Origin of the sequence: Vibrio sp. V31_P5A7T61 (assembly GCF_009904895.1) — a bacterium.
Taxonomy (GTDB): Bacteria; Pseudomonadota; Gammaproteobacteria; order Enterobacterales; family Vibrionaceae; genus Vibrio; species Vibrio metschnikovii.
Genome location: NZ_WXWI01000006.1, coordinates 1 through 22288 on the forward strand (window position 1 = coordinate 1; position 22288 = coordinate 22288).

The 22288-nt window shown below is 43.9% G+C and carries 17 protein-coding genes and 1 tRNA gene; 10 read left to right on the top strand and 8 right to left on the bottom strand.

Features of this window, described 5'->3' with window-relative positions; all coding sequences use genetic code 11:
- The 4 genes from CAG58_RS00300 to lolC all read right to left on the bottom strand — a co-directional run.
- The coding region (locus CAG58_RS00300) for a transposase domain-containing protein (protein ID WP_202598155.1) at positions 1-154 on the bottom strand (154 nt) is incomplete at its 3' end.
- Positions 155-293: 139 nt separating this feature from the next.
- On the bottom strand, positions 294-1538 hold the full coding sequence (gene lolE, locus CAG58_RS00305) for a lipoprotein-releasing ABC transporter permease subunit LolE (RefSeq protein WP_161425119.1): 1245 nt from the start codon (positions 1536-1538) through the stop codon (positions 294-296).
- Complete coding sequence (gene lolD / locus CAG58_RS00310; RefSeq protein ID WP_161425120.1) at positions 1538-2224, bottom strand: lipoprotein-releasing ABC transporter ATP-binding protein LolD; 687 nt, start codon at positions 2222-2224, stop codon at positions 1538-1540. The genes lolE and lolD overlap by 1 nt, the downstream gene beginning before the upstream one ends.
- Positions 2217-3425, bottom strand: a complete 1209-nt coding sequence (lolC, locus tag CAG58_RS00315) for a lipoprotein-releasing ABC transporter permease subunit LolC (protein WP_161425121.1) — start codon at positions 3423-3425, stop codon at positions 2217-2219. The genes lolD and lolC overlap by 8 nt, the downstream gene beginning before the upstream one ends.
- Positions 3426-3643: 218 nt before the next feature.
- On the opposite strand from lolC, the gene CAG58_RS00320 reads away from it, so the two are divergent.
- From CAG58_RS00320 to CAG58_RS00335, 4 genes are all read left to right on the top strand, one after another.
- The gene (locus tag CAG58_RS00320) at positions 3644-4213 is read left to right on the top strand and encodes a PilZ domain-containing protein (RefSeq protein WP_161425122.1); all 570 of its coding nucleotides are present in this window, start codon (positions 3644-3646) and stop codon (positions 4211-4213) included.
- A 14-nt stretch (positions 4214-4227) separates the two neighbouring features.
- A complete protein-coding gene (gene mfd / locus CAG58_RS00325; RefSeq protein ID WP_161425123.1) occupies positions 4228-7689 on the top strand; it encodes a transcription-repair coupling factor in 3462 nt (1153 codons plus the stop codon).
- A gap of 53 nt (positions 7690-7742) precedes the next feature.
- Entirely contained in the window at positions 7743-8513 is a 771-nt protein-coding gene (locus tag CAG58_RS00330) for a peptidoglycan binding protein CsiV (protein WP_161425124.1), read from the top strand.
- Positions 8514-8607: 94 nt separating this feature from the next.
- Positions 8608-9153, top strand: coding sequence for a GNAT family N-acetyltransferase (locus tag CAG58_RS00335; RefSeq protein ID WP_161425125.1), 546 nt, complete (start codon positions 8608-8610; stop codon positions 9151-9153).
- 140 nt (positions 9154-9293) lie between these two features.
- Here the strand turns inward: CAG58_RS00335 and CAG58_RS00340 are convergent, their stop codons facing one another.
- Together CAG58_RS00340 and adhE are read right to left on the bottom strand one after the other, a co-directional pair.
- Positions 9294-10583 carry an FAD-dependent oxidoreductase gene (locus tag CAG58_RS00340; RefSeq protein ID WP_161425126.1) on the bottom strand — a complete coding sequence of 430 codons (1290 nt, stop codon included), beginning with the start codon at positions 10581-10583 and terminating at the stop codon, positions 9294-9296.
- Between the two features lie 426 nt (positions 10584-11009).
- Positions 11010-13682, bottom strand: a complete 2673-nt coding sequence (gene adhE, locus CAG58_RS00345; protein ID WP_154167538.1) for a bifunctional acetaldehyde-CoA/alcohol dehydrogenase — start codon at positions 13680-13682, stop codon at positions 11010-11012.
- Positions 13683-14310: 628 nt separating this feature from the next.
- On the opposite strand from adhE, the gene CAG58_RS00350 reads away from it, so the two are divergent.
- Positions 14311-14946 (top strand): YchE family NAAT transporter, encoded by a 636-nt coding sequence (locus tag CAG58_RS00350; RefSeq protein ID WP_158138637.1) that lies wholly within the window; start codon positions 14311-14313, stop codon positions 14944-14946.
- 96 nt (positions 14947-15042) lie between these two features.
- Here CAG58_RS00350 and asd read toward each other — a convergent pair whose 3' ends face one another.
- Positions 15043-16158 (bottom strand): aspartate-semialdehyde dehydrogenase, encoded by a 1116-nt coding sequence (asd, locus tag CAG58_RS00355; RefSeq protein WP_161425127.1) that lies wholly within the window; start codon positions 16156-16158, stop codon positions 15043-15045.
- Between the two features lie 387 nt (positions 16159-16545).
- On the opposite strand from asd, the gene nhaC reads away from it, so the two are divergent.
- A complete protein-coding gene (gene nhaC / locus CAG58_RS00360; RefSeq protein WP_158143703.1) occupies positions 16546-17988 on the top strand; it encodes a Na+/H+ antiporter NhaC in 1443 nt (480 codons plus the stop codon).
- Positions 17989-18104: 116 nt separating this feature from the next.
- Here the strand turns inward: nhaC and yejK are convergent, their stop codons facing one another.
- The gene (gene yejK, locus CAG58_RS00365) at positions 18105-19106 is read right to left on the bottom strand and encodes a nucleoid-associated protein YejK (RefSeq protein WP_161425128.1); all 1002 of its coding nucleotides are present in this window, start codon (positions 19104-19106) and stop codon (positions 18105-18107) included.
- A gap of 84 nt (positions 19107-19190) precedes the next feature.
- On the opposite strand from yejK, the gene CAG58_RS00370 reads away from it, so the two are divergent.
- The 4 genes from CAG58_RS00370 to CAG58_RS00385 all read left to right on the top strand — a co-directional run bounded on the left by CAG58_RS00370 (position 19191) and on the right by CAG58_RS00385 (position 22170).
- A complete protein-coding gene (locus CAG58_RS00370; RefSeq protein WP_004394913.1) occupies positions 19191-19406 on the top strand; it encodes a YejL family protein in 216 nt (71 codons plus the stop codon).
- 32 nt (positions 19407-19438) lie between these two features.
- A complete protein-coding gene (locus CAG58_RS00375; RefSeq protein WP_154167529.1) occupies positions 19439-21238 on the top strand; it encodes a DUF3413 domain-containing protein in 1800 nt (599 codons plus the stop codon).
- Between the two features lie 62 nt (positions 21239-21300).
- Positions 21301-21377: transfer RNA gene (locus CAG58_RS00380), tRNA-Pro, on the top strand.
- Between the two features lie 433 nt (positions 21378-21810).
- The gene (locus tag CAG58_RS00385) at positions 21811-22170 is read left to right on the top strand and encodes a diacylglycerol kinase (RefSeq protein WP_040904196.1); all 360 of its coding nucleotides are present in this window, start codon (positions 21811-21813) and stop codon (positions 22168-22170) included.
- Positions 22171-22288: the final 118 nt, after the last annotated feature.

Below are 22288 nucleotides of genomic sequence, written 5' to 3' on the forward strand. Positions count from 1 at the left end.
CGAGAGGGATACGACGTTTACGAATAGTGGCCACACCGGAAGCTTCTAAGCATTGGTTGATGAAATCAGGACAAAGAATGTCACTGAGTTTTCCAAGTTGTTCAGTATTGGGGGCGTAACGCTTGGCGAGTGTTAGGGCTGTAGTTAATTGCAAAATAAAAGGCTCAAAGTTTTAGGAACTTAGAGCCTTTATAAGCCATCTGTAGGATCGTTCAACCGATCATTTATCTCTTAACTGATCGGCATTAACCATTAGGTCCTTTTTCTTTTTATTAACGAAGAGAATAACGGGGTTATTTACTGCTTAGAACCGCCGCAGGATGCAAACGGCTGGCTCGAGAAGCTGGATACCAAGTCGCCAATAAACTTAAGATAATCGCGGTACTCGAAACCAGTAATACATCTGACCATTCAAGTTGAGAAGGAAGGAAATCGACAAAATAAATATCCCCTGAAAGAAATTGATGACCTAACAAGGTTTCTAAACTCTGAATAATCGGTGTCAAATTTAGCGCTATAAACACCCCAACCATGCTGCCCACAACGCTACCCATAACGCCAGAAAATACCCCTTGCCAGACGAAAATGCGTTTAATTAAGCGATCATTCGCGCCCATCGTGCGCAAAATGGCAATATCGGCAGCGCGATCTTTCACTGCCATCATTAAGGTAGAAACAATATTAAAGCTCGCGACCCCAATCACCAATACCATGACTAGATACATGATGGTTCGCACCATTTCAATATCACGATATAAAAAGCCATATTTTTGCTGCCAACTACGCAAATAGACATACTCTTCTAGTGTATTACCCACTTCACGAACAATTTGATTGGCTTTGAGGACATCGGAAACTTTAATCGACACCCCCGTGACTTTGTCGTTTAAATTGCTGTATTGCTGAGCGTCTTCTAAAGGCAACAACGCGAGGTTATGATCAATTTGACCATTTAATTCCAGTAAACCGGCCACCTTTACTCGGACTCTTTTCGGGGCTTGAACCGCTTGCCCAGTATGACTACTTGGGATCAGCAAAGTGATCCAATCCCCCACTGCGGCTTGCAGTTGATCGGCAACACCTTTGCCTAAAATGACTTGCTGTTGAGCCGGAACAAAAGCTTCCCATACTCCGGGGGTAACATAGTCGGCAAGCCGCGATACGGCACGCTCCCTTTGTGTATCGACCCCTCGTACTTCTATGGCTTTTAACTGCACCCCTCGCTCAACTAATGCGGTAAACTTCACGTATGGTGCCGCCGCTTGAACCTGAGGATGTAGCGTTGATTTTTGGACAATGTCTGGCCAATGTTCAATTGGCCCACGTACCCCTTCAAACTCACCATGAGGAATAACCGACAATACACGTTGCTGCAGCTCTCTCTCAAAGCCATTCATCGCCGATAAACCAATAATGATCACCGCAACCCCAACGGCAATACCGAGTGTCGAAGATAAAGCGATAAACGACACCAGCTTATTACGCTGCTTAGCACGACTAAAACGCGCGCCAATCACTAGCGCCAAATCTGCAAACATTATGCCTCCGCAACGTTGAGCAATAGGCCATCTTGCATATGCAGTTGTCGATCCATTTTTGCTGCCAATTCGCCATCATGAGTCACCACTAAAAAAGCCGTATTAAACTCACGATTCAATTCACGCATCAAATCATAAATCGCCAATGCCGTGGTGTGGTCTAAATTGCCAGTAGGCTCATCTGCTAGCACTAAATCCGGTCGATTGACCAACGCTCTAGCAATCGCAACACGCTGCCGCTCTCCGCCCGATAACTCTGAAGGACGATGTTGCAAACGGTGACCGAGGCCGACTCGCGCCAACAAAGCCTGAGCCGAGCGTTTTGCTTCGCTGGCTTTTTTACCACCAATTAATAGTGGCATCGCTACGTTTTCGAGCGCGGTAAAATCAGCCAGTAAATGATGAAACTGATACACGAAACCAAGATGTTGATTACGCATCTTGGCCTGTTTATTCGAACTCAGTTGATGTAATGGCTGGCCAAGAAATTCAACATCGCCGCTGCTTGCTTCATCCAGCGCACCAAGGATATGCAGTAAAGTGCTTTTTCCTGAGCCAGAAGAACCAATGATCGAGACCAGATCACCGCGTTGCATCGAAAAACTCACCCCTTTCAAAACTGGAGTCTGCAACTCACCTTCTTGATAGATTTTATAAAGCTGCTGACAGCGTAAAAGATCATTCATAACGTAAAGCCTCAGCCGGTTTAACTCTAGATGCGCGATAAGAAGGAAATAAGGTGGCTAAAAAGCTAAGTAATATTGCCAGCAATACCACCACCGCAATTTGTATCGGGTTGATCACCACGGGCAACTCTCCGCCTAATGAAAATAGCGCGACGCCTAACGTGTTCATGATGCTATTCAAGTTCGCTGCCAGCAGAGCGCCCAACACTCCACCGACAACCGCTCCAATCACCCCACTGCTCGCGCCTTGCACCATAAAAATGGCCAAAACTTGTTGATCGGTCATGCCTTGGGTTTTTAAAATCGCCACTTCCGCCTGCTTTTCCATCACGACCATGATTAGGGCGGCGATAATATTAAACGCCGCGACTCCAACAATCAGTCCCAGCATTAGGCCCATGATGTTTTTTTCCATTCTGACTGCTTGAAATAACTCACCACGTTGTTCACGCCAATCGCTCCAATACCAACCATCCGGCAAAGAGGTCGTCGACAACGTCGCCACATCAAAAGGATCGGCCATAAAGAGTCGCCAGCCAGAAATCGTCTGATCGTCGAAACGCAGTAAGCGACCCGCATCTCGTAGATGAGTGATCATCAGTTGCCCATCAACATCAGAGCCAGTATTAAACAGTCCGGCCACCGTGAAATTGCGTTGGCTAGGAATACGTCCTAAAGGCGTAAATTGACTGGCGCGAGTCACCATTAAGCGAACCGTATCGCCAACGGAAACATTGAGATCACGAGCCAGAGTGTGACCTAAGAAAATATGATAGGCACCGGGTTGTAAATCAGTTAATCGACCAGCAATCAGATAATCGGCGATCGGGTCGTCAGCTTGCGGCGCAATACCGACCAATAAACCCGCCGATAATTGCCACGAGCTTTGCACCACCGCTTCGCTTCTTACCATCGGTTGTGGCGCTTTGTAAGTGGATAACTCTCTAATAAAATCAGGGGCTTGCGCTTGCCATTGGGTTTTTTCCTGCGCTTGTCCGATCACCGCTTGCGGCAAAACCCCCAAAATACGGTTTTTCAACTGCGATTCAAAACCATTCATCACCGACAATACCGTCACTAAGGCCATCACACCAATCGTGATCCCAGCGGTCGACATATAAGAGACAAATCGACTAAACCGATCACCTGAACGTCCGCGTAAATAACGTAAACCGATAAATATCGAAATAGGATGAAACATAATACAAACCAAAGCCATAATAGGCCGCTACTGTAACGAGAATCGGTCCAAGGTTGTAGTTTTTCTTTGCCAAATCTTTGTTAAACGCCGTTATCACAACAAAAATGGCGGTAAGATTTATTTGCCATCACGCTGATTGATTTACAACAAAACTCTCACTTTGCTTGATTACTGATTCTTTATGACGATAATCAACAAAGGTGAGAAGGAAACCCAATATGACTGACCAAGACTTTTTTTCGGTATACCACGCACTGACAATTAACATCGAGCCGTTAGCGGCTAACTTTCGTTTGCCTTCTCAGATCGATTTTGAGGCGGAAATCCCCGCACCTTTTGTTGTGGCCAGTGAGTTTAGTCAACTTGATCAATTAAATGATGCTGCGCGGCTCGAACTCAAAAACAGCGATTTTAAACACGTTATCCAACTGCTAGAAACGCAGAATTCTAAGCTGAATCTATTACTGAGCTTTATGCTCGCCCAACAAGATGATCCCGCTCAACGTGCCTCAACCTTGTCGTTCGGTGCCAGTCAATTTACTTATCGAGCCAGAGACGCGCTCGTACTAGGTACACCACTACGCATTAAATTATTCCTAGAGCATCCCGCAGCAGCGATTTATTGTTATGGCGAAGTTATCGATTGTGAAACGGATCCCAACTCCACGATTATTAGCGTCAGATACACTCTCCTGCGTGATAATGACCAAGACCTACTCATTAAAGCTGCGCTTCATTGCCAACAGAAACTGTTGCGTCAACGCTCTTTAGATCGAGAAAAACCATAACGACCTACTCTATAATGATGACAAAAACTTTATTAACACTCCCACACCTGCGTGGTGCTGGGGATAAGCAGCAACTGGGCAATTTACCTGGTGCCAGTCTCGCGCTAACCATCGCTGAATTCGCTAATCGTCACTCAAGCCATACCTTATTGGCGGTACCCGATCCACAGACAGCATTAAAACTGGTTCAAGAGCTAGAGCAATTCAGTCAAGCCCCGGTTGGCTTATTTCCTGATTGGGAAACCTTACCCTACGATAATTTTTCACCTCATCAAGAGATTATTTCGGATCGCATCGCTCGCCTATATCAGTTGCCCTCTTTAGGAACTGGGATTACCGTCGTCCCGGTCAGTACCTTGTTACAACGCCAGACGCCACGTGATTTCTTACTTCAACACACCTTGATGGTCAAACAAGGAGATCGGTTCTCTTTAGCCAAATTACGCGTTCAGTTAGAAAACTCCGGTTATCGTCATGTGGATCAAGTGTTTGGGCCGGGAGAATACGCCAGTCGTGGGTCGATCCTGGATCTCTTCCCTATGGGCAGTGATTCCCCTTATCGAATTGATTTTTTTGATGATGAAATTGACACGATTCGAATTTTTGACCCAGAAAATCAACGTTCTATTCAGCAAATTGACCAAATCCGCCTGCTTCCTGCTCATGAATTTCCGACCACCGAGCAAGCCATAGAAGCATTTCGTGCCCGTTTTCGGCAACGATTTGATGCCCGTCGTGAGCCTGAATCTATCTATATGCAGGTTTCTAAAGGCACATGGCCTGCGGGGATTGAATATTGGCAACCGCTATTTTTTGAACATACCGAAACACTGTTTGATTATCTCCCGGATCATAGTCAATTAATTTTATTAGGTCAGGTTGAAAGCGCCATTGACCAATTTCTCGCTGATGTCGCGTATCGTTATGATCAACGGAATATAGATCCGTTACGCCCATTGCTAGCGCCTGAGGAATTGTGGTTAAAAAAAGACGATTTATTCGCACGCGCCAAAGATTTTGCTCAGTTACAACTGTCCATCGACCCGATTCAAGAAAAGGCTGGTAGAAGTAACTTAGCCATTACCGCACTGCCTGATTTAGCGATTCAACAGCAAAATAAAGAACCCCTCGCCGCCTTACGTCAATTTAGCGAGCAATTTACCGGTAAGATTATTTTCTCGGTTGAGTCTGAAGGACGACGCGAAGCGCTACTCGAGCTATTACAGCGAATTAAGTTACGCCCTACCGCATTCGCTTCTTTTGATGACGCTTGGCAAAGTTCAGAGCGATTGGCTTTGGTGATCGGCGCTGCCGAACGTGGTGCGATTTTCACTGATCCATCTCTCGCCTTGATTTGTGAAGCCGATTTACTCGGAGCACGGGTGGTTCAACGTCGAAAGAAAGAACGTAAATCCACCAATAGTGATGCGGTGATCCGCCATCTTGCCGAGTTAAAACCGGGACAGCCCGTAGTGCATATCGACCATGGTATTGGACGTTACTTAGGCTTACAAACCCTCGAAGCAGGAGGCATTACTACCGAATACGTTACGCTTGAATATAAAAATGAAGCCAAGCTGTATGTTCCCGTTTCATCACTGAACTTAATTAGCCGTTATTCCGGAGGTGCAGAAGAATCCGCGCCACTCCATAAACTGGGAGGAGAAAGCTGGGTTAAAGCACGCAAGAAAGCGGCGGAAAAAGTCCGCGATGTCGCTGCCGAACTGCTTGATGTCTACGCTAAACGCGAACTGAAACCAGGGTATCCCTTCCGTTTGGATCGTGACCAATACGCCACCTTTAAAGCCACCTTTCCCTTTGAAGAAACCGACGATCAAGCCATGGCGATCAATGCGGTACTGTCGGACATGTGTCAAGCCAAAGCGATGGATCGACTCGTCTGCGGCGATGTTGGTTTCGGTAAAACTGAGGTCGCGATGCGCGCCGCTTTTGTTTGTACCGATAACAATAAACAAGTGGCTATTTTAGTACCCACAACTTTATTGGCTCAGCAACATTTTGAAAATTTCCGCGACCGTTTTGCCAATTTACCGATCCGTGTCGAGGTGCTATCACGCTTTAAATCAGCCAAAGAGCAAAAGCAGATCATGCAAGATGTCGCCGAAGGCAAAGTCGATATTGTCGTGGGAACACACAAGCTCCTCTCCAGTGATCTCATCTTTGCCGATTTAGGGCTATTAATCGTTGATGAAGAACACCGCTTTGGGGTTCGTCAGAAAGAAAAAGTCAAAGCCATGCGTGCCGATGTAGATATTTTAACGTTAACGGCCACACCGATTCCACGCACACTGAATATGGCAATGAGTGGTATGCGCGATTTATCGATCATTGCAACACCGCCTGCTCGTCGCTTGGCGATTAAAACCTTTGTCCGTCAACATGAAGACAGTGTTGTTCGAGAATCGGTTCTAAGGGAGATCATGCGTGGTGGTCAAGTTTACTTTTTACACAACCAAGTCGAAAGCATCGAGAAAGTTGCTGCCGATTTGGAAGCGCTTATCCCTGAAGCTCGTGTCACCGTCGCCCACGGACAATTACGTGAGCGTGAACTCGAACAAATCATGAATGATTTTTATCATCAGCGTTACAACGTACTGGTGTGTACCACTATCATTGAAACGGGGATAGATGTACCAACCGCCAATACCATTATCATTAATCGCGCCGATACTCTTGGATTGGCTCAATTACACCAATTACGCGGACGAGTAGGTCGCTCTCACCACCAGGCGTATGCTTATTTATTAACACCGCATCCTAAAGCGATGACCAAAGATGCGATTAAACGCTTAGAGGCCATTGCTTCGCTTGAAGATCTCGGCGCAGGATTTACCTTAGCAACCCACGACTTAGAAATTCGCGGAGCGGGTGAGTTACTCGGCGATGAGCAGAGTGGTCAGATCCAATCGATTGGTTTTAGCTTATATATGGAGATGCTAGAACAAGCGGTTGAAGCCTTAAAATCGGGTAAAGAGCCATCATTGGATGATCTACTGCGTGAACAAAGTGAAGTCGAGCTACGAATCCCAGCTCTGCTGCCTGATGATTATATCCCTGATATCAACAGCCGTTTATCACTCTATAAACAAATCGCCAGTGTCGCCGATGATACTGAATTGGCTGAACTTAAAGTCGAATTAATCGATCGATTTGGTAAACTGCCGGATGCGGCCTTGAATCTGTTGACTATTGCCCAACTGAAGCTCAACGCCGCCGCACTGAAAATTCGTAAAATCGAAGCGCATGAAAAAGGCGGGTATATTGAGTTCTACCCTAACGCTGACATTAATCCGATGTTTTTGGTTAAACTACTTCATGCACAACCGAAACAATTTGCGATGGAAGGTCCGACTAAATTGAAGTTTATCCTTCCACTGGTTGATAGAAGAGAAAGAATTCAATTTGTTACAGACATGCTGCAAGAATTCCAGCACAATCTACTACCTGCGGCCTAATATGGTAGGCTCAATAGAATCAAATACGTGCCCAGCACATTGACGGAGTCATAATGAAAAAACTGATCCCACTACTGCTTTTGCTCGTTGCCATGCCCAGCCTAGCGCAGCGACAATTCGATATTGAAGTGATCATCTTCCAACGTGCAATTGACGCGGAGAAAACGCAAGAGTCATGGCCAGATACGTTGCCTGAGATTAATCTCTCGCGTGCCGGTAGCCTAAGTGATGCTCAATATCGGCAAAGTAAAGGCGTACGTATGCTCTCTCAATCGGATTATCAATTGACCGAGCAAGCTCAGCGCTTACGCAATCATGCCGGCTTTCAAGTGTTATTACATACCGCTTGGCGTCAAGGGGATCAAGGACGAGCATCCGCTCCCGTGTTTCATATTCAAGCGGGGAAAGACTACTCAACCCAGTTTAATCCTGACGGCAGTGAACGAGTCGCACAAACTGAGCAATACCGCCCAATTGATGACGTAGTTGAACAGACCATCACCCCACCGCTGTATGAGCTTGATGGCACCCTACAAATTTATGTCCAGCACTTTCTGTTTACCGAAGCTAATTTTGACTTAAAAAAACCGAGTGTGCGTGAAGTTATCCTTCAAGATCCCTCGCTGGACTTAGATGAACTCAACCAAAATACACGCACCAATGTACAAGATGGGCACCTCATTGCCATATCGCCAACGATGGAAAAACAATCTTTCTTGAAAAGTTATCGCCTCGATCAAAAACGCCGTATGCGCAGTGGTGAAACCCATTATTTGGACCACCCTCTTATGGGCATGATTATCCAAGTTCGCCGAGTTCAATAATCCTATCCAACGCCCTATATGGGCGTTGGGTTGTTATATGGCACGATAGAGAATTCAACGGCAAAGACACACAGTGAAAATGAGGCAATCTGTCATGAGCCCAGAATTTTTAATTAATACTCAGCGTTTGCAATTGCGCCTTTTATCGATTGATGAAGCCGCTGATTTTGCACAGTTGATCCAAGACTCGCCATCATTACATCAATGGATTGATTGGTGTCATGCCCACTTTAACCAACAAGAGGCTGAACGATTTATTCTGGCAACACGATTAAACTGGATAAAAGCTGACGCCTATGGCTTTGCGGTGATCGATAAAGCAACGCAACAAATCGTCGGTATGGTGGCGATTAATGAGTTTTCTACCACGTTTAATATGGCGAGTTTAGGCTATTGGATAGGAGACGAGCATCAACAACAAGGGTTCGGGAAAGAAGCACTAGCTGCGTTGATAGAGTGGAGTTTTGCCCAGCTCAAACTGACTCGTTTAGAAATTATCTGTGATCCGAACAATATCCCTAGCCAACAGCTCGCTCAAGCGTGCGAAGCGAAGCAAGAATGCCTTGCCCAAAATCGGTTTATTTTTCATGGTCAACCAAAAGCAGGACTGGTTTTTTCGATCATTCCAGAGCCAATCTGAAATAAACAGTCACTCTCCATCAAGCCAATAACAATCATCCCGCTGAACATGATGCCTGTCTCAGCGGGATGGATTGATCGCTTATACCTTTCTTACCTGCCTTTGCCATTTATAGAAGACAGAGGCAACAAAGCGGCTGATTAATGCAATTTTAAGTTCGGGCGCAAGACGCGATTGATTCGTCCAACCAACATCATTAGCCCAGTTTTAAAAATACCGTGTAAAGCCATTTGATGCATACGGTATAAAGAAATGTACACCACACGCGCAATACGCCCTTCAACCATCATTGAGCCTTTGGTTAAGTTGCCCATTAAGCTGCCTACGGTAGAAAAACGGCTTAGTGACACTAAAGAGCCATGATCTTTGTAGATGTAAGGCTTTAATTCTCGGCCATTCAGTTTAGCAACAATATTTTTGAACGCTTGTGACGCCATTTGATGGGCGGCTTGAGCGCGTGGCGGAACAAACTTACCATCCGCCTGTTTACACTGGGCCAAATCACCAATCACAAAAATATCATCATCACGAGTCGTCTGAAGGGTATCCTTGACGACTAACTGGTTAATACGGTTGGTTTCTAAGCCTGCGATGTCTTTCATAAAATCAGGCGCTTTAATACCTGCAGCCCAAACCATGATCGTCGCCAAGATTTTTTCGCCCTCTTTGGTGGTTAAGCCATCTTTCTCAGCTTTAGTAACCATCGTCGTGGTGCGAACATTGACCCCTAATTTAGTCAGCTCGCTATGCGCGGCGGCAGAAATGCGCGGTGGCAATGCAGGCAAAATACGCTCGCCCGCTTCGATTAAATTAACATTGAGCTTGCTCGAGTCTAAATCACCAAAGCCGTAGCTGTGTAACTCTTTCACCGCATTATGCAATTCAGCGGATAATTCTACACCTGTCGCTCCAGCCCCCACAATCGCAATATCAACCGTTCCCTGACCATTTTTAGCATGTAGCTTTAAAAATTCATTATTCATTTCGGTACGGAAACGATGTGCTTGCTCTGGGCTATCTAGGAAAATACAGTGTTCTTTTACTCCAGGCGTGTTGAAATCATTAGATTTAGAGCCAATCGCTAAGACTAGAAGATCATATTCCAGTTCTCGTTTTGGCATCAATAACTCATCATGTTCATCTCTCAGTTCACTCAGCGTGATCCGCTTTGTCTCACGGTCAATTGCTTCTAGACTACCAAGTTGAAACTCAAAACAGTGATTTTTAGCATGGGCACGGTAACTCAATGCATCAACGCCTTCATCTAAAGAGCCAGTGGCGACTTCATGGAGCAATGGCTTCCATAGATGACTAGAATTACGATCCACTAAGGTGATGTTAGCGCGATTCTTTCGCCCTAACGTTCGACCGAGCTTAGTGGCTAGCTCTAGTCCACCGGCACCTCCACCGACAACAATAATACGTGTCACAATAACTATCCTCAAACAAATGGTAATAATCAGGGATCAGCACGACGAGTCACACTGAGAAAATTAGTCATACAGTTGTAAAGTCTATAGAGGTTTGCTGTTTATCACTCTTGAACAAAGGCGATGAATCAAATTGAGCTCTATTGGCAAGTTATTTATCTTGCTCTTCGTTTTTTGATGCTCATCAAGCTTTCTGAGCTGAAGGCCATTATATAGCGCTAAAATGGTGACGCAACCCTAGATTTTCATCGTTGTCGTCACCGCTATCGCTCAGTTAATCAGTCGCTATCTTGATTATTGATCGGAGTAATCATTCACAAAACTTTCTAAGATTGCCACAAGAAAAAGACCCTACCATAAATTATGGTAGGGTCTCGATTCGATTAGAGAAGCATCGTGCTAGCGAAAACCTCTCATTAATTCAGCTTACTTTTTCTTGGCTGGTTTTTGGTCGTCTTTTTTCTTGATAACGGTTGTGCCTTCGAAGGTTTCACCTTCAACAAAAGCTTTACCGTAATAAGCACAAAGAAGGACTTCTTTCAGCTCAGAAATCAGTGGGTAACGTGGGTTCGCGCCTGTACATTGGTCATCGAACGAACGAACTGACAAATCATCAATTTTAGCTAGGAAGTCAGCTTCATTAACGCCCGCAGCTTGAATCGATAATGGAATATCGAGTTCTTTCTTCAGCTCTTCTAACCAAGTTAATAAACGCTCAATTTTCTGTGCTGTACGGTCGCCTGCTTGGCTTAAACCAAGATGGTCAGCAACTTCTGCGTAACGACGGCGAGCCTGTGGGCGGTCGTATTGAGAGAATGCTGTTTGCTTAGTTGGGTTATCATTAGCGTTGTAACGAACCACGTTAGAAATCAATAGCGCGTTAGCAAGGCCATGTGGTAAATGGAACTCAGCACCGATATTGTGTGCCATTGAGTGACATACCCCAAGGAAGGCGTTCGCAAATGCGATACCTGCGATGGTTGCCGCATTGTGTACTTTCTCACGTGCAATTGGGTCTGCTGCGCCATTTTTGTAGCTTGAAGGTAGGTACTCTTTCAGCATCTTCAGTGCTTGCAGAGCTTGACCGTCTGAGTACTCATTCGCCAATACAGAAACATAAGCTTCTAGAGCGTGAGTCACCGCATCGTAACCACCAAAGGCTGTTAGTGATTTTGGCATATTCATCACTAGGTTAGCATCAACGATCGCCATGTGAGGGGTCAATTCGTAGTCAGCAAGTGGGTACTTAGCACCAGTTTTGTCGTCGGTTACTACCGCAAATGGTGTAACTTCTGAACCTGTACCAGATGTTGTGGTGATGCAGACTAGCTCTGCTTTTTGGCCCATTTTCGGGAACTTGTAAATACGTTTACGGATGTCCATAAAGCGCATTGCGAGCTCTTCGAAGTGAGTTTCTGGGTGCTCGTACATTACCCACATGATCTTCGCAGCATCCATCGGTGAACCACCACCAAGGGCAATGATCACATCAGGCTGGAAGCTCTTCATCGCTTCAGCACCTTTCTCTACTACCGATAACGTTGGATCAGCTTCAACATCAAAGAACGTTTGTACTTCCATACCCAATGCTTTGAGCATGCTAACCAATTCGTCAGTGTAACCGTTATTGAATAGGAAACGGTCTGTTACTAAGAAGGCACGTTTTTTACCTTCAAGATCGCTCAGTGCGATTGGCAAGCTACCACGACGGAAGTAGATTGATTTAGGGAGTTTGTGCCACAACATATTTTCAGCTCGCTTAGCAACAGTTTTCTTGTTGATTAGGTGCTTAGGACCCACGTTCTCAGAGATAGAGTTACCACCCCAAGAACCACAGCCCAGAGTCAAAGACGGTGCTACGTTAAAGTTATACAAGTCACCAATACCACCGTGAGTGGTTGGAATATTGATCAAAATACGAGCCGTTTTCATTTTGTCACCGAAGTAACGAATACGGTCTGCATTAATATCTTGGTTAGTGTATAAACCTGAGGTATGACCGATACCACCAATCTCAACCATTCGAACCGCTTGCTCTACGGCATTTTCGAAAGAAGAAGCACGGAACATGCCTAGTGTTGGCGATAGTTTCTCATGAGCAAACTCGTCATCGTAAGACACTTCACCGATACCTTCACCGACTAGAATTTTGGTATCTGCAGGCACTTTAACACCCGCCATTTCAGCAATCGCTGTCGCTGGTTGACCAACGATTTTCGCGTTTAACGCACCATCGATCAGCAGGACTTTGCGTACTTTATCTGCATCGGCTTTACTTAATACGTGAGCTTTATGAGTCGCGAAACGCTCTTTCACTTCATCATAAACTTCATCCATAACGATAACCGCTTGCTCAGAAGCACAAACCACACCGTTATCAAACGTTTTTGACATTAAAACTGAAGCGACTGCGCGTTTAATATCCGCAGTTTCATCGATTACAACAGGCACGTTACCGGCACCAACACCGATAGCTGGTTTACCAGAAGAGTAAGCCGCTTTCACCATGCCTGGACCACCAGTAGCAAGGATTAGCGCAATACCATCGTGCTTCATTAAGGCGTTAGAAAGCTCAACTGAAGGTTGGTCAATCCAACCGATAATGTCTTTCGGTGCACCAGCAGCTACCGCTGCATCAAGAACGAGTTTCGCTGCGTCATTGGTTGAATTTTTCGCACGTGGGTGTGGCGAGAAGATAATACCGTTACGCGTTTTTAAAGAGATGAGTGATTTGAAAATCGCGGTTGAAGTCGGGTTAGTCGTTGGGACAATACCACAGATGATACCAACAGGCTCAGCAATCGTCATCGTGCCTAGACTTTCGTCTTCTTCAAGGACACCACAGGTTTTTTCATCTTTGTATTTGTTATAGATAAACTCTGAAGCAAAGTGGTTTTTAATCACTTTATCTTCAACAATACCCATGCCTGATTCTGCTACCGCTTGTTGCGCGAGAGGAATACGGGCTTGGTTTGCGGCTAAAGATGCTGCACGGAAAATTTTATCAACTTGCTCTTGAGAGTAAGTTGCAAATTCTGCTTGTGCCGCTTTAACGCGAGCCACAAGAGCATCAAGTTCAGCCAAATTAGTTACCGGCATAGTGAATCTCCTAAAATAGAAAAATGTTAAAAACTCTTTATTAAGCTTGCTGTCTCTCAGTTTTATTTTGGTCTCACAATAGCTTAAGTAACGACAGACTTAGTAAATTGCTTTCAGAACTGAGTATAATCTTTCACGGTTTGAAAAAAATTGACTCAGATCAGTTCTCAAAAACTAAATAGCACCGCCCAAGAAACACAGCCAGAAAAAAACACATAAGAAGTTGAATTAACAAAGAAAAACAACAAATTAACACATGATTAAAAAAGAGGCTATCAAACACAATAAACTAGAAAAAGTACAACATTTTGTAAAAAAGTTTCATTTTTGTACAACATTACCATTTGTAGCCAATGTTTTATGTGCCAGTTTGAGTATATAGACTCTTCAGCAACTCTCCAACCCCTGGACTTTTTTTTACAGAAACTGTGTGGATGTTAACAAATCACCATTAAAAACCGATTTCGACCACATTATTTGTAACAGTGCATTATCACAATGATCCCATGATTAGTTTTTCTTAATCATGATCAGAGCCATGAACTAGTTTTTTTCATTCGTGATTTTGTTTCGATTAACATACATTATCTTAGCCTATCTACTTTACTGATCGTCAGAGACTGTTTTCATGCATTTTGAACTCGCCATTTTCCTGCAATTTTTTCTAGGACTGGTTGCCGCGGTTAACCCAGTTGGCATCATGCCTATTTTTGTGTCTTTAACCAGCCATATGACATTGGAAGAAAAGAACAAAACTGCAGCCACGGCCAATATTGCTGTCGCCGTGATCTTGATTACCGCGTTACTTGCAGGGCAAGTTCTTCTCGATATGTTCAGTATCTCACTGGATTCATTCAGAGTGGCAGGTGGTTTGCTGTTACTGAGCATTGCTTTTTCAATGATGAGCGGAAAACTGGGTGAGGATAAACAAAACAAGCAAGAAAAATCAGAATACATCAGTCGAGAACAGATTGGTGTTGTTCCACTGGCGATGCCTTTAATGGCGGGGCCTGGTGCAATCAGTTCAACCATCGTCTATAGCTCACGCTATCCAAGTATGTTTGATACAGTGGGCATAGCCTTGACTATTGTGGTTTTTAGTCTGGGTTCTTGGTTGCTGTTTCGCTCCGCTCCTTACATCGTGCGTTTACTCGGCCAAACGGGTATTAACGTCATTACTCGGATCATGGGACTGATTCTTGGCGCACTTGGTATAGAGTTTATTGCTAACGGTTTGCGTAATTTATTCCCTGGTTTGGCCTAACGGGAATCACTGAACATCAATCAAAAAACATAAAAAAAGCGAAAGCACATAGGCGCTTTCGCTTGACGAAGTATGGTTTGATGACTTAACGCTGGCTTATTGTTTCTCTGCCAGAATAATTCGTAATGTACGACGAAGTGGCTCGGCCGCTCCCCATAACAACTGATCGCCAACGGTAAAAGCATTCAAGAAATCATCCCCCATCGACATTTTGCGCAAACGTCCAACCGGGATCGATAGCGTTCCGGTGACTTTCGCCGGGCTCAAATCACGCGCAGTGATATCGCGTTCATTAGGAACAACTTTCACCCATTGGTTATGAGAGGCAATAATCTCTTCAATTTCATCAAGTGGGATATTTTGTTTCAATTTAATCGTCAGCGCTTGTGAGTGACAACGCATCGCACCAATGCGCACACAAGTACCATCAATTGGGATCGGAGTATTCTGTAAGCCCAGAATTTTGTTGGCTTCAACGCCAGCTTTCCACTCTTCTTTACTTTGTCCATTGTCACGTTTGACATCAATCCATGGAATTAATGAACCTGCGAGAGGCACACCAAATTGATCAGTAGGAAACGACGCCGAACGCATAGTTTCTGCTACTTTTTGATCAATATCTAGAATCGAGCTCGAAGGATTGGCTAATTCCGAACTAACCGCATCGTTAATCACACCCATTTGTGAAATTAATTCACGCATGTTTTGTGCACCTGCCCCAGAGGCTGCCTGATAAGTCATTGCACTGGTCCATTCAACCAAGCCTTTTTCATACAAGCCACCCAATCCCATGAGCATTAAACTAACCGTGCAGTTACCACCCACAAATGTGGTTGTTCCTTGATGAATACCTTGCTGAATCTGCGCTAAATTGACAGGATCGAGGGTGATAATCGCTTCAGGATCCATTCGTAGCGTAGAAGCCGCATCAATCCAATACCCTTTCCATCCGGCTTGGCGCAAAGCAGGATAAACCTTTTCCGTATAGGCACCACCTTGACAAGTGATGATGGCATCTAACTGCTTCAAACTGTTAATATCATAGGCATCTTGCAGCATTCCAGCGTCTTTCCCCAAGTTAGGGGCTGCAATACCAATTTGTGACGTACTGTAGAATACTGGCTCAATGACATCGAAGTCTCTTTCTTCGACCATGCGCTGCATTAATACAGAGCCAACCATGCCACGCCAACCGACTAAACCTACTCTCATCGCACTACTTCTCCGTGTGTTCAAATAAAAACCTCATCTATCACTCCTAGCGGCAATGATAGAATGTCATGTTATCTACTGTGCTTTATCGTCGATTTAAGTTCAACCCCTGAAAAAGTCTAACTTGGCGTTTTTTAGCGTTTATTAATTAAAACTTCACTTAATCACTCAGATCTTGCAACACAATAATTTCATGCTACAAACTGTTTCATTTCATTAATTTTTCCAAAAAACAACATTTAACACTACAGTAATGTTTTTAACTGATACAAATCACAACAACTCGCTTTAAGTTCGATATGTAACAACATTTCATGTAAAGTCGCAGCCAAATAATAAGGATGCTTACCTCTCCTTGGTAATATCATCGAACTCGAGGTTCTAAACATGACACAAGCCCCCACACGCTTACCCAGTTTGTTACAAGTTATTGTCGCACTGGGGCTGTTTTTATTATTAGCATTTTCTTTTACCGCTCAACTTGATTTACCCATTCAACTAGCACTTTATATTGGCTGGTTTATAATTATGGGATTAGGGGTTCGCCTAGGACACCAGTATAAAGAGCTAGAAAAAGCCGCGTTGACCGGTATCTCTAACGGCTTAGGAGCGGTATTAATTCTGCTTGCCGTCGGCGCTTTAGTCGGTACTTGGATTGCTGGCGGCATCGTACCAACCATTATCTATTATGGCCTACAAGCCATTCACCCTTCTATTTTCCTGCTTGCCACGATGGTGATCTGCTCTTTAACAGCATTGGCTACAGGGACATCTTGGGGGGCAGCGGGTACAGCTGGGATTGCGATGATGGGCATTGGCCAAGGTCTTGGCATTCCTGCTCCCGTCACCGCTGGCGCAGTATTATCGGGCTGTTATTTTGGCGATAAAATGTCGCCATTGTCTGATTCGGTGATTCTGGCGTCTTCAATGTCGAACGTCGAAGTGATGGAACACATTAAAGGCATGCTACCGATTGCTCTGATCAGTTATGTGATTACCGGCATCATGTTTACCCTATTTGGTTTTCATTACGCGGGTAACGTCGATATGTCACAAGTGCAGTCGGTCATCACCGCAATGGAAACCCAGTTTTATATTACCCCTTACTCTTTCATTCCTGTACTGATTGTCCTTGGTTTACTCGCCTTGCGTATGCCTTCGTTTCCTGTGATTAGCTTTGGTTCATTGTTAGGTATTATCTGGGCAGTCATGATCCAAGAAGTCGATTTCTTACCCGCCTTTAATACTGCTTGGGCTCCATTTAGCATTACCTCGGGAGTTGATTTTATTGACTCTATCCTCAACCGAGGCGGTATGTCTTCGATGTTAGGATCGGTTGCAGTGATCATCTTTGGTCTCGGTTTTGGTGGTCTACTGGATAAAGTCGGTGTACTCGAAACGATTGCTAAATTGTTTGAGCGCCGCGTCACCAATAGCGGTTCATTAGCAACCAGTACCATTGGTACGGCTTTTATGGGTAACGTATTTGGTTCCGCGATGTATGTTTCACTTATCCTGACACCAAAAATTTGTGCCAAAAATTATGACCGATTAGGCTATCAACGTAAGAATTTGTCACGCAATGCCGAGTTTGGTGGCACGTTAACGTCTGGAATGGTGCCTTGGAGTGATAATGGTATTTATATGGCCAGTATCTTGGGCGTCGCAACCTTATCTTATGCGCCATTCATGTGGCTAAGCTTTGTTTGCATTATTGTCACGATTTTTACCTCTTATATGGGCTGGTTCGTCGATAAATGTGAGCCAACTGCAACAGCGAATGAGGAGTTAACTGACGAAGAAGTGGTGGTTCAACGTCAATCGGTTTAATGCCACTGTCGCTTATGCCAAAAAAAACACAAGGAGCACATCATGTGCTCCTTGTGTTTAACGTTCTCGACTGCTCACTCTATCAATACATGAGCAAACCAATACTCATCAGATGGTTAACCTTTTCGGGTTAGCTGATCGCGTAAATTTGGTGGCGTACCTTTAATCGTCAATGTGTCCGTTTCCGGATCATAAAAGACACGTTCCCCCATTAACAAACTATCAAAGCTGATGTTCAATCCACCACCCGCTCCTACATACTTGGTGAGTTTGCGTACCGTTGCGCGATCACCAGGAAAGCTTTCTTCCAGTTGGTAACCATGCTCACGAGTAAATTCCAAGAAGCTGGTCCCTTCATGACTGGCAGGTAATTCACTGGATAGCTCTTTAACTTGAACTTCATCGCCGGATTTGATCTGATCATTGCAGTAGTCATAAACCTGTTTTTTGTAGCTAATCGCTTCTTCTTTTTCAAGTTTGGCATCACTACAAAAGTCTTCTACCGCTTGCATCAATACTTGGTTTTGCTGTTTCGGATCAAGCCCGACCTCAGCTTGTAAAAAATCCAAGAAAAAATCAGACACTTTACGCCCGACTCGCCCCTTAATATAAGACAGGTAGCGATTAGAGGATTTATCCGTTTCAAAACTCGACAGATCGACCCGCGCGGCAATATCCATTTTATTGATATCAAGATAATCGGTAGCACTAATGTCTAACCCCTCGGTCACTTTTAAGCTTTGATTAAGCGGTAATAAACCAATAAACAAATAGTGAGTTGCTAAAGATTGGTATTCCGCCAACACCAAAATACCTTCGTCAGCAAAAGGATACTTAATCAACTCTTGTTTAAGACGCTCGGCGCTTTGTTGTGAGAAAGTGTAAAAGTCTTGTTCTCCTTTTCGTAACGCTTGTAACCAGCGTTGTACATCACTGTCCGCTTTAAAAGAGCCAAAGCCCTTTCCTGCTTTTGCATTAAACACGCGATGTAACTCAGAAACTAAGTTTTCGGTTGAGGTATCATTATCAAGCGATTGAGTCCGGTAATTAACCATTAACTCATCGTTATCGTTTTTGCATAATTGATGCAAAATGACATTGGAAAGGTGCAAACTCATAGTGAAATAATCATCGTACTGGTTTCAGTTGTCAGGCATAGTAGGTTATCATAAGCCGCTTTTACTATCATCTATAGAGTCTTTATGCCTATTACATCGAAATACAGTAACGAACAAGTTGAAACTATCCTAACCGAAATCGCTGCCGTGCTTGATAAACATAATGCGTCTTCGGAACTCACGTTAATGATTGCCGGCAATATGGCGACTAATGTGCTTAACCAACATGTGGCGGCTGCCCAACGTAAAGTGATCGCAGAGAAGTTTGCTCAAGCTTTGACCTCTTCTCTAGAAAAATAATTTTACTGACCGAGCGGATAATAGAAAAATTCATGGTAGATAGCGGAAATACATATGGTGAACGAGTCTCACGTTTAGTGAGCTGGGGGCATTGGTTTGCTTTCTTCAATATCATTGCAGCGATGCTGATTGGTACTCGTTACATCACTCAAACACCTTGGCCAGATACTTTTTTGGGACAACTCTATTTAACTGTCTCTTGGGTAGGTCATTTCAGTTTTCTGGTTTTTGCTCTCTATTTATTGATTCTTTTTCCGCTCACCTTTTTAATCCCATCACGGCGACTGTTTCGTTTTTTTGCGGTCTGTTTTGCTACCTTGGGATTAACCGTACTATTGATCGACACTCAGACTTATCAAACCATTAATCTACACCTAACGCCCGTTGTCTGGGAGCTAATGTTCAGTGACGAAAGTACGGTGAGCGCCGATCTACAACATCTTTTTGTCGTGTTACCCCTAATTTTTCTCGTGCAATTGGCGCTCTCTGAATGGGTATGGCGTAAACAACGTAAACTGTCGCATAAACGAATTGGTCGCCCAATTGCAGCCGTCTTCTTTTTCAGCTTTATTGCTAGCCATTTAATTTATGTCTGGTCGGATGCTTATTTCTATTCTCCGGTCACCAGTCAAAAGTCAAACTTTCCTCTTTCTTATCCGATGACAGCAAAGTCATTCATGGAAAAACATGGCCTGTTGGATAGAGACGAATATTTAAAACGGCTACAAGAAAGCCAATACAACGTCGATTTAGTGCGCTACCCATTAGAAAAAATTGAGTTTGGTCGTCGACCTAATCAACTCAATATCCTAGTAGTGAGTGTCGATAACTTACGTGCCGATGTGCTAAATGAATCGCTGATGCCAAACACTCATCAGTTTGCGGAAAAAGCATTAACCTTTAGCAATCATTACAGCTCAAGTAACGATATGTATGGTATTTTTGGGCTCTTTTATGGTCTACCAAGCAGTTATGCCAGTAGCATTAAAGTGCAAGGCACCTTACCAGTACTGATTGATGTATTAAAAAATCAAAACTATCAGTTTGGTCTATTTAGTAGCGATAACTTCTCTGAACCTCTGTTTCAAGAGTCGGTTTTCCGTGGACTCCCGTTAGTGAAAATACCGTTTGCAGAGACACCAAGCGTTGATCAACAAACGATTAGTCATTGGTCTCAATGGGCGCAGCAAACTCATTCACCTTGGTTTAGCTTCATTGAACTGACCACGGTTGATAAATTTAATCAGTTGCTTCCGCACGATAAACAAGCCACTACAACGGATAGATTTCGTCACAGCTACCATCATTCGGTGACTCAAGCTGATCTTGAGTTGGCTACTTTGTTTGATGAGCTGAAAACCTTAGCTTTACTCGATAATACTATTGTGGTCATCACTTCTAATCACGGCACCGAGTTTAATGAGACCAGAAGTAACAGCTGGGGCGCTAACAGCAATTTCAGTCGTTACCAACTTCAAGTACCCATGGTTATCTATTGGCCTGGTAAAGTACCGGCTGTCTTTACTCATCGTACTAGCCACTTAGATTTTTCCGTCACTTTACTGCAAGATCTACTCGGGGTATCGTCTAATCCCAGTGATTTTAGTAGCGGCAAAAACTTGTTTAACGAGAATAAAAGACGTTGGATTTTAGCCGGAGATACTCGCGAGCTTGCTCTCATTTCTGATCAGCAAACGACGGTCATCGATAAATTCGGTAACTTTAAACTCTATGATGAACACTATCAAAGACTGACTAACGAGAATCCTACGCTACCCATTTTGATGCAAGGTTTAACCGAATTGCAGCGTTTTTATTCAAAAGATAATTAAATCATGGCGTTAAACGTTTTTATGCTTGACGCTGTAAAGAAAAGTCAGTAAATTACGCGCATCGGACTGTAGCGCAGCTTGGTAGCGCACCGTCATGGGGTGTCGGGGGTCGGAGGTTCAAATCCTCTCAGTCCGACCAAACACCTAGAAAAAGAGAGCTTCGGCTCTCTTTTTTGTTTTTACTGCTGAATACACCTGAGCTTAAGATCCTCCCTCAATTTTAGACCTTAGCCGCATCCTACATTACTGTTTTATCCGCCTATTGATTCACCGACATATTTGCCTCTTCTCATCGTTGCAATCACTAAAAGCTATCCAAGATAAATAACTGACCGACTAAAAAACCTGCTTTTCATACATATCCATACAAACGATGACGCATTCAGACGGTGTCTGATCATAAAAACCTGTAGATTCCACTATTGATAAAACAAATGGCAAAACAACAACCATTTGTGAATCATTTCAACTTTTCTCATCAATTCGCAAGACTTGATCGGCATTAGAGCTGTCTTAAGGCTTGTCAAAAACTCTTTATCCTTAATGAGTTAACTTTATATAGGCTGCTTATTGTGAAACCTGGAAAAACTGGCCTCTCACGCCTCATTGACGCGACGGGCTATTCGATAAAAGGGCTAAAAGCCGCATGGCTTTACGAAGCGGCTTTTCGTCAAGAACTACTCGCCTGTGTTGTATTGATAATGAGCACTTTCTTCATGTCTGTTTCAAATATTGAACGAATCTTACTTATTTCTAGCTTACTTCTGGTACTGACAGTTGAGCTGATAAATTCAGCAATTGAAGCTGTCGTTGATCGTATTGGAGATGAGTGGCATGAATTAAGCGGACGAGCCAAAGATATTGGTTCTGCTGCCGTCTTTATCAGTTTATTACTGGCTGGTTTCGTCTGGCTTTCTATTTTAGTGAAATAATCATGAATAACATCAAGTCTCTGTTTAAAAAACAAATCTCGTACCATACTTTTACTTTATTTATTGCACTTTACTTTGCAACGATAATTAATCTTCCAGTTTATAAATCGTTATTTAC

Excerpts from the sequence above, each read along its gene's own strand:
- lolE (WP_161425119.1), bottom strand. The coding sequence starts at position 1,538 with ATGTTTGCAGATTTGGCGCTAGTGATTGGCGCGCGTTTTAGTCGTGCT.
- lolD (WP_161425120.1), bottom strand. The coding sequence starts at position 2,224 with ATGAATGATCTTTTACGCTGTCAGCAGCTTTATAAAATCTATCAAGAA.
- lolC (WP_161425121.1), bottom strand. The coding sequence starts at position 3,425 with ATGTTTCATCCTATTTCGATATTTATCGGTTTACGTTATTTACGCGGA.
- CAG58_RS00320 (WP_161425122.1), top strand. The coding sequence starts at position 3,644 with ATGACTGACCAAGACTTTTTTTCGGTATACCACGCACTGACAATTAAC.
- mfd (WP_161425123.1), top strand. The coding sequence starts at position 4,228 with ATGATGACAAAAACTTTATTAACACTCCCACACCTGCGTGGTGCTGGG.
- CAG58_RS00330 (WP_161425124.1), top strand. The coding sequence starts at position 7,743 with ATGAAAAAACTGATCCCACTACTGCTTTTGCTCGTTGCCATGCCCAGC.
- CAG58_RS00335 (WP_161425125.1), top strand. The coding sequence starts at position 8,608 with ATGAGCCCAGAATTTTTAATTAATACTCAGCGTTTGCAATTGCGCCTT.
- adhE (WP_154167538.1), bottom strand. The coding sequence starts at position 13,682 with ATGCCGGTAACTAATTTGGCTGAACTTGATGCTCTTGTGGCTCGCGTT.
- CAG58_RS00350 (WP_158138637.1), top strand. The coding sequence starts at position 14,311 with ATGCATTTTGAACTCGCCATTTTCCTGCAATTTTTTCTAGGACTGGTT.
- asd (WP_161425127.1), bottom strand. The coding sequence starts at position 16,158 with ATGAGAGTAGGTTTAGTCGGTTGGCGTGGCATGGTTGGCTCTGTATTA.
- nhaC (WP_158143703.1), top strand. The coding sequence starts at position 16,546 with ATGACACAAGCCCCCACACGCTTACCCAGTTTGTTACAAGTTATTGTC.
- yejK (WP_161425128.1), bottom strand. The coding sequence starts at position 19,106 with ATGAGTTTGCACCTTTCCAATGTCATTTTGCATCAATTATGCAAAAAC.
- CAG58_RS00370 (WP_004394913.1), top strand. The coding sequence starts at position 19,191 with ATGCCTATTACATCGAAATACAGTAACGAACAAGTTGAAACTATCCTA.
- CAG58_RS00375 (WP_154167529.1), top strand. The coding sequence starts at position 19,439 with ATGGTAGATAGCGGAAATACATATGGTGAACGAGTCTCACGTTTAGTG.